Raw genomic sequence first — 15,046 nt, forward strand, 5'->3', positions numbered from 1 at the left:
ATGCCAGCACCGCGATCACCAGCGCGTCCAGGCCGCCGATCGACCACCACCGCGCGGGCAGGAAGCGGCGGTGCCGGGTGGCCCCAGCGGTTCCGAAAGCGGTGTCGAGAACGTGCAGCGCAACCAGGGCGGCGGCGGTACAGAGCAGCCCGACGATCATCGCGGCCAGTTTCAGCGGCGTAGGGCCGCTGCTGTAGCGGGTGTCCACGGTCGCCGCGAACCTCAGGCCCGGCGGCGCCGGCCCGCTCAGGTCGGTGAACACGCCGACGATCTGCGGCCGGAAGTCGTAGCCGCTGCGCTCCCCGCGCAGCGGTGCCCCGGGATGTTCGGCGTTGGGCCCCTGTCGCAGCCCGACGAATTCGGCGACCACCTTCTCGGCGTGTGCGGTGAACGTCAGCCGCCGGCAGGCGGGGCTGAGCACCTGGCTCAGCGGGGCCGTCACCACCGGGACGTTGCGCACCACCAGTACCAGGTAGTCGTTGGCGCGCTGGATGAGCAGCCCGCGGTCGACGGCCTTGGGGGCCTGCTTGGGCACCGTGGAGAGCAGCACCGTCTTCCCGGTGTTCTGCGGCCCGGCCAGCCCGGCGGCGGCCTGGCACGGCACGCTGACGTCGAGTTCGGTGGCGACGTAGCCGATCAGCGGCGCCTCGACGCTGCCGAAGGTGCCGTTTTGCGGCCAGTCGAGCTGGGCGGTGGTCTGCGTGACCGGCAGCAGCGGCGTGGCGACGGCCAGCAGGGCCCCGAGTACACCGGCGACGATCGCCACGAGCCGAGCGATCCGGTGGTTGGTTCCCGCGTCGCTCACGGAGCTAGATGGTAGTTCTTGGGCCCTAGCTGGGGTTTCGGCGACCATCAGCCGCCGCTCCCGGGTTTACGGATGGCCAGGACGAACGGGCCGACGGTTTCCACGGCGAAGCGGGGGCCGGCGAACAGGGCCGCCCGCAAATCGACGACGTAGCGCCGCACGTTGGGCTGGTTGGGGTAGACGTCCTCGGCGAGCCGCAGTGTGTAGTTCCCGTTCGCGCCGCGGCGCATCAGGAACACCGTCGGCGGCGGCCAGGGGCAGGTGTCGAGCGCGTGGACGAACTCGTCGGGCGTCTTCAGCCTGGACCACTTCTCGATCTGCGCGGCCCGCAGGTCGAACTGCGCCAGCGGGTTGGCGTAGTGCGAGGTCAGTCCCTGGAACCCCCAATAGGGGTAGTAGGACAGGAAGCTGTAGTCGGCGGTCAGCACCACTGTCTGGTCGCGCGGCCGGCCGGTCACCTGCCGGATGGTGTCGTCGACTTTGGCGTAGAACTTCTCCGAACTGGGCGGCCGCCGGTCGCCGCGCCGGCCGTGGCCGTCGGTGTCGGTGTAGGCGATGGTGAGGTCGGGGCGCAGCACCTCGGGGATGTCCTGGCTGAACGCGATCGCGGCGGCCAGGCCTACGGCGCCGGCCACCGGCAGGGCCGCTTTGTGCCGCGCGGCCAGCGCCTGGGTGGCTTCCAGGAAGCCGAACGCCCCGGCGGCGACCAGCAGCACCGTCAGGGTGGGCTGCAGCCGGAACGACAACAGCGTCACACGCGCCAGCGTGGCCAGCATCGACAGCAGCGACCACAGGTAGACGGCCAGCACGCCGAGGCCCAGCGCGCCGGCCCGCACCGACGAACGGGCGCGCACCACCAGCCACAGCGTGCCCAGCATGCAGACCCCGCCCAGCAGGGAGAACTGCAGCATCGGGAAGGTGAGTTCGGCGCCGTCGGCGGGCAGGTAGTGTGCTGCGCTGCCGGTGTTGCTGACCGGGCTGTGCGCGGCGCGCAGCAGGAACGGCAGCCAGGTGGTGCTCGCGATGGCCGCCGCGACCACGGCGATGACGGCGACCCGGCGCACCGGGTCGAGCGCGGCCTTTACGCCACCCTGCCGCCAGCGCGCGCCGGCCAGTAGCACCGCCATGAGCAACACCGTGAACGCGCTGAACCCGAACAGCAGCGTGTACCAGGTGGCGGTGAACCCGAGGAATATCCCGGCGCCGATCACCGCGGCCCAGCCGCCGCCGCGCCCGCCGCCGCGCCCGCCGCCGCGCTCGCCGCCGCGCCCGCCGCCGCGCTCGCCGCCCCGCTCGAGCGTCACGACAGCGTGACGCTCGGCCCACAGCGTCACGCTGTCGTGACGATGGGGGATCGGGGGAAGCCGGCCGGCGCGCAGGCCCGACCACGTCAGCACCAGCACCGGCGGCAGCAGCACGGTGATCATTGCCGAGTAGGGCTCCGGCGAGCCGTAGGCCAGCGTTGCCGCCGCGGTGGCCGTGGTGAGCACCAGCGCGTACTCGAAGCGGATCATCCGCCACCACAACACCAGCGCGACCGCGACCGCGACCGCGATCGAGGTGATCGCCCACGGCTTGAACACCTCCCAGGCCGGTGTCGCGGTCAGCGCCGCGACGCGGCCGCCGATCCAGAACCAGCCCGGCGGATAGAACGGCGGCAGGCCGAGGTAGGTCATGTCGTGCAGGGCTGGGCTGTCGGCGAGCCGGGTCAGGTACTCGGTGCGGAACTGCTGGTCCACGGAGATCCCGAACAGGTAGAGCCTGGTCGCTCCCAGCGGCATGCCGAGCGTCACGACAGTGAACGCGGCGACGAACACCAGCCCCCCCAGCCGGGCCAGTAGGCGACGTCGGCGCTTGCCGGAATGGCGCCACACCCAGGCGGCGGCGATGAGCCCGGCCAGGCAGCCGACCTGCCCGACGGTGGTCAGCGCGTGCAACTGGTTGGACGACGGGTAGGCCGGCCACTGCACGCGAGAGATCGCGACCAGCGACACGACGGCGACGGCGACGGCGACCAGCACGGCCGCGGCGATCTGGCCGAGGACGTGCAGCGCGTTGCGCATCCTCAGATTGGCAGCCTGCGGAAGATGCTCCGCGGGACGTGTCGCAACACCATCATCACGTAGCGGAATGCTGCCGGCGCCCAAACCAATTCCTTACCTCGTGCCGCCGCGGTCACCGCGAGGTTCGCGACGTACTCTTTATCGACGGTGAGCGGGGCTTCCTTGACGTGTGCACTCATGCGGGTGCGCACCTGCCCCGGCCGGATCACCAGAACGCGAACCCCGTACTGCCGCAGCGCTTCTGCCAGCCCCAGGTAGAAGCCGTCCAGGCCGGCCTTGGTGGAGCCGTAGACGAAGTTGGAACGCCGCACCCGCTCGCCGGCCACCGTGCTCATCGCGATGATCTGGCCGAAACCCTGCGCGCGCATCTTCTGGCCCAGCAGCACGCCCACCGAAACCGCTGCGGTGTAGTTGATCTCGGCCGCCAGCACGGCCTTGCGCTGATCCTGCCAGAGTTCTTCGGCGTCCCCGAGCACGCCGAAGGCCACGATCGCGACGTCGATATCTCTTGGGTCGCCGCCTCCAAAGGCCGCCTCGATCACCGCGGGATGGGTGTCGCTCGCGGTCGCGTCGAAGTCGATCCACTCGACCGACTTGGCGCCCGCCGCCGTCAGCGCGGCGATGGCTTCCTCCTTGCGGGGATGGCCCGGCAGGTCCGCCAGCACGATGCGCGCGTGTGCGTTCTGCAGGTAACGCTCGCAGATGGCCAACCCGATCTCGGAGGTGCCTCCGAGCAGCAGGATGGTCTGCGGATTCCCCACGGCGTCCAGCACCATCTAGAGCAACTCCAAACGTCGGGCCATGTCAGAGACGAAGACACCGGTGGGATCGACCTTGCGGCGCAAGGTGATCCACTCGTCGATGCGCGGATACATGGCGTGGAAGGTCTCCGCGCTCACGCGCGAGTCCTTGGCGGTGTAGACGCGCCCGCCGAATTCCAGGACGCGGCGGTCGAGTTCGTTGAGAAACTCGTTGACCCCGGGCTTGTTGGGAAAGTCCATCGCGACGTTCCAGCCGGCCATCGGGAAACTCAGCGGTGCGCGGTTGCCCGGGCCGAAAAGCTTGAACACGTTCAACGCCGAAATGTGGCCTTGCGTCTGGGTCCAGCGGATGATGGCCTTGAACTCGTCCATCGCGTCGGGTGGAACCAAGAACTGGTGCTGAGCGAAACCCCTTGGCCCATAGATGTTATTCCAATCACTGATGAGGTCGAGCATGTGGTAGAACTTCGACAGATTCTGAATCTTGCCGGTGTAGGTTCCGCCCATTCGGTAGTACGTCTCGCCAAGCGCCATTCCCGACAGTTTGTTCAGCACGCTGACCGGAAATACGTTCGGAACCGTAAGTAGTTGCGGCGCGTCAAATTTCAAGGGGTTTTTGGCGAGTTTCTTCGGTAGTTGATCCAGCTTCGCCAGGCTGCCCCGGCTGATGGCGGCCCGGCCGAGCTTCGGCGGTGGGCTGATCAGGTCGAACCACGCGGCGGAATAGGTGTAGTTGGCTTCGCTGCCGTCGAGGTGCACGGCGACGGTCTCGTCGAGACTCTTCGTGGCGACACCGTCGGCGATGAAGTACGCGGTCTCGGTGGGCGTCATCGCAATGACGGCCCTCAGCACGATCCCGGTCAGCCCGTTGCCCCCGACGGTCGCCCAGAACAGCTCGGAATCCTCACCCTCGGGGGTGAGGTGGCGGATGGCGCCGTCGGCGGTCAGCAACTCCATCGACACCACGTGGTTGCCGAAGCTGCCCGCGCTGTGGTGGTTCTTGCCGTGGATGTCGCAGGCGATCGCGCCGCCGACGGTGACCTGGCGGGTTCCGGGCAGCACCGGCACCCACAGCCCGAACGGCAGCGCCGCCTTCATCAGCTGGTCCAGGCTGACGCCCGCGTCGACGTCGACCAACCGGGTGTCGGCGCTGATCGAGTGGATGGTGTTCAGCGCCGTCATGTCGATCACCAGGCCGCCGCCGTTTTGCGCGTTGTCGCCGTAGGAGCGGCCCAGCCCGCGGGCGATGACGCCCCGGCCCTTCGGGCCACTCGGGTCGGCGGCGCGGGCCACCGCCTTGGCGATCACTTCGGGATCGGGGGTGCGCAGGACGTGCGCCACTGACGGCGCGGTCCGGCCGAAGCCCGTCAGCCGCGTCGCGGTGGTCGGAACGTCACTGCTCAACATCGTCAAAGAGGGTACCGCCTGGAGGGCCGGGCTCAGCGGATGCGGAAGATGACGGCCCGCTGCACGACGAAGTTGATGACCGTCGCGGTGCCCTGCGCGATCACAAAGGCAACGGGGATTGCCCAGGCCAGGTAGTGCCACAGCGCGAGGCACACATGGTTGAGCCCCACCTGCACCGAGAAGGTGACTGCGTAGAGAACCATGACCGCGATGAACCGAGCGGTGCTCGGTTCCGCCTGAAACGTCCAGCGGCGGTTGATCAGGTAGGCCGTAATGGTGCCGACGACAAAACTGGTCGCCTTGGACAGGTCGACCTGTACGTGCACCGCCTGGTAAAGCACCAGGTAGAGGCCGAAATCCACGACACCGGCCAGGCCACCGGCGACGACGAAACGCCCCACCTGCGTCGTCAGGTTCAGGTGCTGGCGCGCCGGCGCCGCACCTGACTCGGGGGGGATCATCGGGAGGAGTCTAGCGGGGCCGCCCGGTGACCCCCGGCGCCTCAGCCGGGCAACGTCACGGCGAGCAACTCGACGCGGTTCTCGCCTTGCGGGGTCGCATAGGTCACGGTGTCGCCGGCCCGGCGCCCGGCGAGGGCCAGCCCCAGCGGGCTGTGCGAGGTGAGGGTCTCGGCCTCGCGGCCCACGGGCGTTTCCTCGACGATGGAGATCACCTGCATGGTGACGACTTCACCGTCGTCGAACCGCAGCGTCACCTCGGTGCCCCCGGGCAGCGCGGCGGCGCCGTCTTCGGCGGGCGGCGGACCCCCGCGCAGCCGCCGGTCCAGCTCGTTGATCCGGTCGGCGAGGGCGACCAGTTCCTCGGCGCGCTGAATGGCCTCCGCCGCGTCGCCCTGGTCGCCGACCATGCCCCGGTCGTTCCTGACCTCCAGCTCCAGGCGCTCGTGGCGCTGCCGCAGCCGGTCCAACTCCGCGGCCAGGTTCTCGCGCGCCGCGTCCGCCGCTGACGGGGCTTTCTCGCTCACGTCCGCCGTCCTTCGGCCGGCGATGGGCGCGAGGATGTCGGGCACCTCAGGTGGTGGCGCCCGGCGAGGTTGGCCCCACCACCCGGCGGGCCTCGGCCAGTCGTTCTTCACAGATGCGGTAGAAAACCCAGCTTCCGCGACGCTCCCGGGTGACCAGGCCGGCCTCGTGCAGGACCTTCACGTGGTAACTCACGCTGGGCTGGGAGATGCCCAGAGGACCGGTCATGTCGTAACCGCATTCCCCGCCCGGTTTGCCTCTGAGCAATCCGAGGAGTTGGACTCTCGTCGGATCGGCCAGGGCCTTGAACAGCTTGGCAATCCGTTCGGCCTCGTCGCGGGACATGGCTTGGTCCAGTGGCGGACAGGGGCCTGTTCGCTCGGCCTTCGCCGCTGTAGGAGCCGTGGCCCTGGCAATCGGGGTCTCCCGCGAAATTGGCATATCAAGATATTGACAATTGTTGAATTGCGTTGCAAGCTCCCAGGAGCTTGCGGTGCGTCTATCGACTGGAGACCAGTGTGTCCAAGGTTCCTGATCTCGGGTTTCAGTCCCCACGCGCCGGCGGAACCAATGGGGATGGCCGATACCGTGACCTACCGGAATCCTGAGGCCCTGGCCACGCCCGAGTGGCTCGCCGAGCATCTCGACGATCCGTCGGTCCGGGTGGTGGATGCCCGGTTCGCCATCCGGGCTGCTGCCGAGGGAACGCTGGTCGGCGCCGGCGAGCGGGACGCCTATCGTGAGGCCCACATTCCGGGCGCGGTGTTCGTCGACGTGATGAGCGACCTCTCGGATCCCGATGACGCGTCCGTGGTGGTACCGCCGGAGCGATTCGAGGAACTGATGGGTCGCCTCGGGATCGGCGACGAGACCACGGTGGTGGTCTACGACAGCCAAGGAGGAACCTGGGCTGCGCGGCTGTGGTGGGCTCTGCGCTACTACGGCCACGACGCCGTCATGCTGCTCGACGGCGGTTTCACCTGCTGGCAGGCGAAGGGATTCCCGCTCGACAGCGGGGTTCCCGACCCGCCGTCGGCGACGTTCACCGTGCGGGTGCGACCCGGGCTTCGGGTCGACGGCGATCAAGTGGCCCACGCCATCGGCCGCGACGACGTCTGCATCGTCGACGCGTTGCCCGAAATCTTCTTTACCGGTGCGGCGCGCCTGTACCCGACCCACCGGGCCGGTCATATCCCGACCGCCCACAACGTGCCGGCGCCGTCGCATGTAGATCCGGTCACCCACCGATTGTTGCCCGCCAGCGAGCTGGCCCGGCTGTGGGAGCCGGTCGGGTTGGAGCCTTCTCGCCGCGTCATCACCTACTGCGGCGGTGGCGTGTTCGGGGCCTACGCCCTCTTCGCGCTGCATGTCATGGGACACGAGAACGCCGCCCTCTACGACGCCTCGTGGATGGAGTGGGGCGCCGATCCCACCCGACCGGTGGAGACCGGACCGCGAGCTGTGAAACAGGATCAACACCAACCGACGAACCTAGGACGGCAGTGATGGCTCGAATCAAACTCATCGACCCCGACCAAGCGGGCGGACGGACCCGCGAGGTCTTCGAGCGGGTGAAGGCGTATTACAAGATGGTGCCCGGGCTCCAGCTGGCATTGAACTACCTGCCCGAGACCACGGATGCGTTGTGGACCCTGAGCCTGAACACGGCAATGGAGGGAAGCATCCGCGAAGAGCTCAAGCGCGTGTTCTTCGCGGTGACTGCCTATGAGGTCGAGTGTGAGTACTGCACGGCGGCCCACATGATCGCCCTGATGGGCAAGAAGTGGAGCCGCCAGGAGTGCGTGGATCTCATCGAGGGCACACCGTCTCCGCGTCTGACCGACAAGGAGAACGCCGCGGTGGACTTCGCCCGGAGGGTCGCTCGTCGTCCGGCCGGCGTGACCGACGAGATGACCGACAACGTGAGAGCATTCGGATGGACCGATGCCGAGATCGTGGAGATCGTGGCCTCGGTTGCGTTGATGCGCTACACGACCACGGTGGCCAGTGCCCTCGACGTGCCGCTCGAAGAGGCGATGGAAGGCGTGGGGGTGAGTTGCGGCGTGCCGCTCGATCGGCTCGAGGGTTGAGGCAACGAGATACCTGTCGACGGACCTCAGCGGTTTTCATACACGGAACGGCGCTTCGAGACGAGATCGTGTCGGTGCGCGCTACTGACGGTTGTCAGAGCCGGGTCCGCTGGTGGATGTCTTCAGTGAACTCGGCGAGCACGCCCTCGGTCAGCGAGGGCCGGGTCTCGGTGATTGCCGCGAGGTAGTCCTCGGTGCGCGACGGCTCGCCACGGTTGAATTCGATCTCGCGCTCGAAGCCGGATTGCGCGCCCTTACGGGCAGCGAACTCGATATCGGCCGGAGTGAACATCTCGCTGGCCACCACCAGTTGATCGATATCGACCGAATCGGCGGCCGGTCCGAGGTATCTGGCCCAGATCGCGGCTCGCGCCGTCGCGTCCGGGGGTCCGATCGGGATGATGTAGTCGAATCGCCCGGGGCGCAGAAAAGCCGAATCCAGGGATCGCACCGAGTTCGTCGCGCAGATCAACAGCCGGTCGTCGCGCTGGCGAAACGCCGGGATCAATTTGAGCAGTTCGTTGGTGACGCCGTGTGCCGGGTCGCAGCGCTCGCCCGAACGTGATCCGGCGATTTCCTCGACTTCATCGATGAACACCACCACGGACTCCAGTTCCATCAGCGTCACGAAGGCCTCGCGCAGCGCGCTCGCTAGGGCAACATCTGGTGCGGCAAGGCGCGACGGGAGCAGTTCGACGAACGGCCAGCCGAGCCGACCGGCAACGGCCTTGGCGAAGCTGGTCTTCCCGGTCCCCGGGGGCCCGAACAAGATGACCGCCTTCGGCGGCGAGACGCCGTATTTCTCGGCGATGTTCGGCTCTGTCAGCGGCAGCACGATCCGCCGCTCCACGATCTCCTTCTCCGATTCCATCCCGCCCATCGCGTTCCACAGGCCGCGGGGCATCGTCTGGGCGCCGAGTTCGGCGAGCAGACCCGCGTCCGAGGAGCCGACGGTGTCGACCTTTTCGAAAAACGACAGGTCGGTCCGTTCCCGGTAGCCGGAGTTGCGCAGCGCCGCCGCGCCGGTCGCCTCCGCCGGTAGTAACGCACCAACACGCCGCGCGCCGAGCGTGCGTAACCGCATCTCGAGCCCACCCAGAAGTGCGCTGCCGACGCCGCGATTGCGCCACCGGTTGTTGAGTCCGACGAGCGAGATCCACGCTCGTTCGCCATGGAATTCGGCGACCGCAATACCGGCCAGCTCGTCGCCGACGACGGCGACCACCGCGGGCCGCCCCGATCTGGCTGCCGCGACCACCTCGGAGATCGGAAAGGCCGGCGGCGGGTCGCCCGGGTGGCGGCTCTGATCCCACACCAAGATCGCCTGATCGAGGTCATCGTCGTGAAAGTCGCGCAATCGCCATGGCGGCATCGGCTGCACCTCCTTGCCAGGGGACGGCGCTGACGGCGGCCCCCCTCGCGGACAGCGCTTTGTCCGCCATTCTCTCATACCCCTGGGGGCATAGTCACGCCCCGGCGCGACCCTTTGACGGGGACCGAATTCGGAGTACCGTCGAGAAAGTAGTTGCCCCGCATGAGGAGCTGCCCGTCCAATTCCGGCCCGACCGGGAGGAGCGGCTATGACCGTTGAAACGCCCTCTATTTCTTCTTCTTCGCTGCGAGCGCGGCGGCCGTTCCCGGCTCGTTTGGGCCCCAAGGGAAATCTGATTTACCGCCTGGTCACGACGACCGACCACAAGACGATCGGGATCATGTACGTGGTGACCTGCTACGCGCTGTTTTTCGTGGGCGGGCTGATGGCTCTGTTCATGCGCACCGAGCTGGCTTCGCCGGGACTGCAGTTCTTGTCCAACGAGCAGTACAACCAGCTGTTCACCATGCACGGCACCATCATGCTGCTGTTGTATGCCACCCCGATCGTGTTCGGGTTCGCCAATCTGGTTCTGCCGCTGCAGATCGGGGCCCCCGACGTCGCGTTTCCCCGGCTGAACGCCTTTTCCTACTGGCTGTTTCTGTTCGGCGGGCTGATCACACTCGCGGGCTTCATCACCCCCGGCGGTGCCGCCGATTTCGGCTGGACCGCCTACACCCCGCTGGCCGACGCCATCCACTCGCCCGGCGCGGGCGGTGATCTGTGGATCACCGGCCTGATCGTTGCCGGCTTGGGCACGATCCTGGGCGCGGTCAACATGATCACCACCGTGGTGTGTATGCGCGCACCGGGGATGACGATGTTCCGGATGCCGATCTTCACCTGGAACATTCTGGTGACGTCGATTCTGGTGTTGCTGGCGTTCCCGATCCTGACCGCTGCCCTGTTCGGGCTGGCGGCCGACCGGCACCTGGGGGCCCACGTCTTCGACCCGGCGAACGGCGGAGTTCTCTTGTGGCAGCACCTGTTCTGGTTCTTCGGACACCCCGAGGTCTACATCGTGGCGCTGCCATTTTTCGGCATCGTCACCGAGATCATCCCCGTATTCAGCCGCAAACCCGTCTTCGGCTACACCACCCTGGTGTATGCCACCCTGGCCATCGGCGGATTGTCGATGACGGTGTGGGCGCACCACATGTTCGCCACCGGCGCAGTGCTGCTGCCGTTTTTCGCGATCACCTCGTATCTGATCGCGATCCCCACCGGGATCAAGTTCTTCAACTGGACCGGCACCATGTGGAAGGGGCAGCTGACTTTTGAAACCCCGATGCTGTTCTCGGTCGGGTTTCTGGTGACGTTCCTGCTGGGCGGATTGTCCGGTGTCCTGTTGGCCAGCCCGCCGCTGGACTTCCACGTCACCGACAGCTATTTCGTGGTCGCGCATTTCCACTACACGCTGTTCGGCACCATCGTGTTCTCCACGTTCGCCGGGGTGTACTTCTGGTTCCCGAAGATGACGGGCCGGCTGCTCGACGAGCGGCTGGGCAAGTTGCACTTCTGGTTGACGTTGATCGGCTTCAACACCACGTTTTTGGTGCAGCACTGGCTGGGCAACATGGGCATGCCGCGTCGCTACGCCGACTACCTGCCCACCGACGGCTTCACCGCGCTCAACGTCGTCTCGACGGTCGGAGCGTTCATTCTGGGTGCGTCGATGCTGCCTTTCATCTGGAATGTGTTCAAATCCTGGCGTTACGGCGAGCCCGTCACCGTCGATGACCCGTGGGGCTACGGCAATTCGCTGGAGTGGGCCACCAGCTGCCCGCCGCCGCGGCACAACTTCTACGAGTTGCCCCGGATTCGTTCCGAACGTCCGGCGTTCGAACTGCACCATCCGGAGATGGTGGCGCGCATGCGCGCCGAATCCCACGTCGGCCGTCACCGCGAGGTGGTCACCGAATCCGGCCTGGTGGCGAGTCCACGCGCATAGCGAAGATGCTCCCGATCACCGCGGAACGACCACCGCGGAATATACCCAGTAGGGTATGTGTTGCGGATATTACTGACGCAGGCCTGAAAGGATCACCATGACCAGTGCCCCAGATACCGACCAGCACTTGACGAGTATGCCCCGTATCGGCGACCCGGCTCCCGCGTTCAGCGCCGCCACCACCCAGGGGGACATCAACTTCCCTGCCGACTATGCCGGTAAATGGGTGATCCTGTTCTCCCACCCGGCCGACTTCACCCCGGTGTGCACCAGCGAATTCATGACCTTCGCCTCGATGCAACAGCAATTCGCCGCCTACAACACCGAGTTGGTCGGGTTGTCCGTCGACGGACTCGCCAGCCACATCGCCTGGTTGCGCACGATCAAGGACAAGATCACCTTCCGCGACATGCACGAGGTGGAGGTCACCTTCCCGCTGATCGAGGACGTGTCGATGGCGGTCGCGCAGAAATACGGGATGATCATGCCCGGCGAAGACTCCACCAAGGCGGTGCGCGCGGTCTTCGTGATCGACCCCAAAGGCGTGATCCGGGCCATCATCTACTACCCATTGAGCCTCGGCCGCAACTTCGACGAGTTGCTGCGCGTCGTGCAGGCCCTGCAGACGGCCGACCACTTCGACGTCGCGACGCCGGCGGACTGGCGCCCGGGTGACTCCGTGATCGTCCCCACCGCGGGCACCTGCGGCACCGCCAAGGAACGGATGGACGGTCACGTCGACGGCGTCGAATGTCAAGACTGGTTCTTTTGCACCAAAAAGATCACCGCCGACGAGGTCGAATCCGCAATCCGGGTTCCGAGCGCCACCTAGCCAGATGGCCGGCGCTTCGTCCGGCACGTGTTCTCACCCTCGCGGAGTCAGATCAAGCGATCGGCCCACCAATGGTCGCCGGGCAGGTCGCAGCCGGGCCGCGGCCGTGCAGAGCGCGAGCGCCGAGGCGCTCTCGGGACACGCGACCACCACGGGAACGCCGCGGTCGCCGGATTCGCGAAGCGCGACGTCCACAGGTATCTTTCCGATCACCTCGCAACCGATTTCGGCTGCCAGCTGCTCGCCGCCCCCGGCGCCGAACAGGGTGCTGGGCTGCGCGCAGTGTGGGCACACCAGTTCGCTCATGTTCTCGATCACCCCCGCGACCGGCATGCCCACCTGCTGTGCCAGCGCGCCCACTCTGCCGGCCACCGAACGCGCCGCGGGTTGGGGGGTCGTGACCGCCACCAGCGCGGCGTCGGGGAGCAACTCGAGCACCGAGAGAGTCACGTCGCCCGTTCCTGGCGGCAGATCCAGGATCAGCACGTCGAGGTCTCCCCAGAAGGTGTCGGTGACGAACTGGGTGAGCGCCTTGTGCAGCATCGGGCCGCGCCACACGATCGGCTCGTCGGGGCTGACGAAGAAACCCAGTGACATCAATGCGACGCCGTGCGCGTGAACCGGAAGCATCCGACCGTTCATCGCCACGGGTGCGCGGCGCACCCCGAAGAGCTGAGGCACCGAGTATCCCCACACGTCGGCGTCGATGAGTCCGACGCGACGGCCCCGCCGAGCCAGCGCCACCGCGAGATTCGCGGCGATGCTGGACTTGCCCACACCGCCTTTTCCGCTGGCGATCGCGTAGATCTCGCGCGGATCCGAGGTGCGGCGGCCGTCGATCGCGTAGCGAGCGGCGTGGTCGCGTTCGTCGGGCGACATCGTCGACAGTCGCACCTCGCAGCGCTTCACTCCGGCGACGCCGTCGGCGGCGGCGGCGACGGCGCGCCGAATCTCCTCGGACATCGGGCAGTTCGGCGTGGTCAAAGCGATGTCGATGCGTACCCGGCCCCGGCCGCGGACCTCGACGTGGCGCACCATGCCCAATTCACCCAGCCGACAGCGAAGTTCCGGGTCGACAACATCACCCACGACCGAGCGCACCTGTGCCGCGATCGCCTGCCGGTCGGTCATGGCGCCGACTCCGCAAGAGTTGACAACACCGTGGCACTGCGCGTGGCGCGGGCGGCCCACCACTGCGAAGTCGGGTCGCTTCGTTCGCCGTGTCGCGTCGCCCACGTTTTCGCCTGCGCGCACAGCCACTGCAGTGTCGCCCGCTGGTCTTGGGCGAGCATCCCTTTCAGGGCAAACCGGCGCTCCCCGCGCCGGTAGCCCACGCCGATAGCTGCTGCCCCGGACGACAGCGCGCGGTGGGTGAGCACCATTCCGCATCTGATCGGTGTGATCAAGGCATCGAGCAATTCGTCGAATTCGCAATCGACGTCCAAAGCGTCCGGGGCCGTGCGCAGCGCCAGCGGCAGCGCCTCTAAGGCGCGCACCCGCGGCTGCTCTTCGGTCAGCACCGCCAGGGTGAGGTCCGCCCATGCCGTGATCGCGTCGCAGCCCAGATCTGCTGCAGCGCAGAGATAACCAGGAGCCCACGGCCAGATGTGTTCGAAGAGCAGTGCATCGGCGACGCGTCGATCATGGTCGGCGCCGGTGTCCCGCAGCCCGGCGTAACACATCAACAGGACACCGAGATGGTCGGCGTCGGCGGGCGGATCCGCGCCGGCGGCACGCCAGAATCCCTCGATCCGGTCCAGCCCGTGCCCGCCCAGCTTGCCTTCGAACCCGAGGTGGATGGCCGCGTGCGGCGGCGCCGCAAGGATGAAGGCCTCGGTGTGTTCGGCGGCGGTGATGCGCGCAAGACCCAGCGCGTCGGTCACCCGATCGGTCGCCGGCGGCGGCGAGTAGGCGATCGCGCCGAGCGCACGCAGCAATTCGCCGCGGCCGGTGTTGGCCTCCAGCAGAACATCTGCGGTAATCATGGGGCCGGGATCCGGTAGGCGTCACCCGACGGTTTGAGGGGACGCATCAGCCAATGCGGGCGGCGTGTTCCGTCTGGTGTGACAGTCGGCGCACCGCGCGTCATCGCCAGCCACCGGCGGTACACCATGCGGGCTTTGGCGGTGTCCACGCAGATGTCGCCGGCCCGATCATCGCGGCCCGCCGGTGTCACCCGCACCGCCTGATGCCAGCAGTGCATTCCCGAGATCGGGTCCGGCTGAACCGGGAACGTGAGGTTTTGGTGCACACCGGTGTCGCCCCACCAAATGCGTTGCGTATCGGGGTCGCTGCTTGTGTAGGGTTCGACGGGCCGCAGTCTTCGCATCGACCAGGCGGACCCGTCCCGGTCCAGGTCGACGGTGGCCATCATGGCGCGCGCCCCGTTCGGCTCGCCCGCGGTGCGCCAGCGTCCCATGTGGTGGCTGCAGGCGACCACGCCCGGCCGGATGCCTTCGGTGATCCAGGCTTTGGCGACGAAATGCCCGATCGCGGTCTCGACCCGCACCAGGTCGCCGGTCTTTGCCACACCGAACCGCGCTGCGTCAGCGGGGTGAATCCATACCGGGTTCGTGTGGGCCAATTCGTCGAGCCACTTGGAGTTGGCGGTTCGGGTGTGCACCTGCGTGGGTACCCGAAACGTCGAGAGCAGCACCACCTGATCATCGGCCAGCTGATCGGGGTGAACGTGGCTGGTGATGTAGCCGGGCAACGCGTGCTCGGGCCAACCCCATGCCGCCAGCGTCGACGAATAGAACTCGAGCAGACCCGACGGGGTCGG

15 protein-coding genes are annotated in these 15,046 nt (G+C 67.3%); 4 read left to right on the top strand and 11 right to left on the bottom strand.

Features of this window, described 5'->3' with window-relative positions:
• From AC2VOK_RS04240 to AC2VOK_RS04270, 7 genes are all read right to left on the bottom strand, one after another.
• On the bottom strand, positions 1-853 hold an 853-nt coding region (locus tag AC2VOK_RS04240), incomplete at its 3' end, for an arabinosyltransferase domain-containing protein (RefSeq protein WP_428899370.1).
• Positions 853-2,868, bottom strand: coding sequence for a galactan 5-O-arabinofuranosyltransferase (locus AC2VOK_RS04245; protein WP_428899371.1), 2,016 nt, complete (start codon positions 2,866-2,868; stop codon positions 853-855). The genes AC2VOK_RS04245 and AC2VOK_RS04240, both read right to left, overlap by 1 nt.
• A 2-nt stretch (positions 2,869-2,870) precedes the next feature.
• Positions 2,871-3,644 (bottom strand): decaprenylphospho-beta-D-erythro-pentofuranosid-2-ulose 2-reductase, encoded by a 774-nt coding sequence (gene dprE2 / locus AC2VOK_RS04250; RefSeq protein WP_428899372.1) that lies wholly within the window; start codon positions 3,642-3,644, stop codon positions 2,871-2,873.
• On the bottom strand, positions 3,645-5,036 hold the full coding sequence (gene dprE1, locus AC2VOK_RS04255; RefSeq protein ID WP_428899373.1) for a decaprenylphosphoryl-beta-D-ribose oxidase: 1,392 nt from the start codon (positions 5,034-5,036) through the stop codon (positions 3,645-3,647).
• A gap of 32 nt (positions 5,037-5,068) precedes the next feature.
• Positions 5,069-5,497 (bottom strand): GtrA family protein, encoded by a 429-nt coding sequence (locus AC2VOK_RS04260; protein WP_428899374.1) that lies wholly within the window; start codon positions 5,495-5,497, stop codon positions 5,069-5,071.
• A 41-nt stretch (positions 5,498-5,538) separates the two neighbouring features.
• On the bottom strand, positions 5,539-6,021 hold the full coding sequence (locus AC2VOK_RS04265) for a GreA/GreB family elongation factor (protein ID WP_428899375.1): 483 nt from the start codon (positions 6,019-6,021) through the stop codon (positions 5,539-5,541).
• 46 nt (positions 6,022-6,067) lie between these two features.
• Positions 6,068-6,364 carry an ArsR/SmtB family transcription factor gene (locus AC2VOK_RS04270; protein ID WP_407685372.1) on the bottom strand — a complete coding sequence of 99 codons (297 nt, stop codon included), beginning with the start codon at positions 6,362-6,364 and terminating at the stop codon, positions 6,068-6,070.
• 231 nt (positions 6,365-6,595) lie between these two features.
• Here AC2VOK_RS04270 and AC2VOK_RS04275 point away from each other — a divergent pair, with 231 nt between their 5' ends.
• Together AC2VOK_RS04275 and AC2VOK_RS04280 are read left to right on the top strand one after the other, a co-directional pair.
• Positions 6,596-7,525 carry a sulfurtransferase gene (locus AC2VOK_RS04275; protein WP_428899376.1) on the top strand — a complete coding sequence of 310 codons (930 nt, stop codon included), beginning with the start codon at positions 6,596-6,598 and terminating at the stop codon, positions 7,523-7,525.
• Complete coding sequence (locus tag AC2VOK_RS04280; protein WP_428899377.1) at positions 7,525-8,109, top strand: carboxymuconolactone decarboxylase family protein; 585 nt, start codon at positions 7,525-7,527, stop codon at positions 8,107-8,109. The genes AC2VOK_RS04275 and AC2VOK_RS04280 overlap by 1 nt, the downstream gene beginning before the upstream one ends.
• 94 nt (positions 8,110-8,203) lie before the next feature.
• On the opposite strand, the gene AC2VOK_RS04285 is transcribed toward AC2VOK_RS04280, so the two are convergent.
• Positions 8,204-9,481, bottom strand: coding sequence for an ATP-binding protein (locus AC2VOK_RS04285; RefSeq protein ID WP_428899378.1), 1,278 nt, complete (start codon positions 9,479-9,481; stop codon positions 8,204-8,206).
• 208 nt (positions 9,482-9,689) lie between these two features.
• On the opposite strand from AC2VOK_RS04285, the gene ctaD reads away from it, so the two are divergent.
• Together ctaD and AC2VOK_RS04295 are read left to right on the top strand one after the other, a co-directional pair.
• Positions 9,690-11,432 (top strand): aa3-type cytochrome oxidase subunit I, encoded by a 1,743-nt coding sequence (gene ctaD / locus AC2VOK_RS04290; protein WP_428899379.1) that lies wholly within the window; start codon positions 9,690-9,692, stop codon positions 11,430-11,432.
• Between the two features lie 136 nt (positions 11,433-11,568).
• Positions 11,569-12,264, top strand: coding sequence for a peroxiredoxin (locus AC2VOK_RS04295; RefSeq protein ID WP_428899383.1), 696 nt, complete (start codon positions 11,569-11,571; stop codon positions 12,262-12,264).
• Between the two features lie 33 nt (positions 12,265-12,297).
• Here AC2VOK_RS04295 and AC2VOK_RS04300 read toward each other — a convergent pair whose 3' ends face one another.
• From AC2VOK_RS04300 to AC2VOK_RS04310, 3 genes are all read right to left on the bottom strand, one after another.
• Positions 12,298-13,395, bottom strand: coding sequence for an Mrp/NBP35 family ATP-binding protein (locus AC2VOK_RS04300; protein WP_428899380.1), 1,098 nt, complete (start codon positions 13,393-13,395; stop codon positions 12,298-12,300).
• A complete protein-coding gene (locus tag AC2VOK_RS04305) occupies positions 13,392-14,249 on the bottom strand; it encodes a molecular chaperone TorD family protein (RefSeq protein WP_428899381.1) in 858 nt (285 codons plus the stop codon). The genes AC2VOK_RS04300 and AC2VOK_RS04305 overlap by 4 nt, the downstream gene beginning before the upstream one ends.
• Positions 14,246-15,046, bottom strand: an 801-nt coding sequence (locus AC2VOK_RS04310) for a molybdopterin dinucleotide binding domain-containing protein (protein ID WP_428899382.1), incomplete at its 5' end; no start/stop codon positions are given. The genes AC2VOK_RS04305 and AC2VOK_RS04310, both read right to left, overlap by 4 nt.

It is taken from the genome of Mycobacterium sp. TH-M116, from assembly GCF_057473685.1.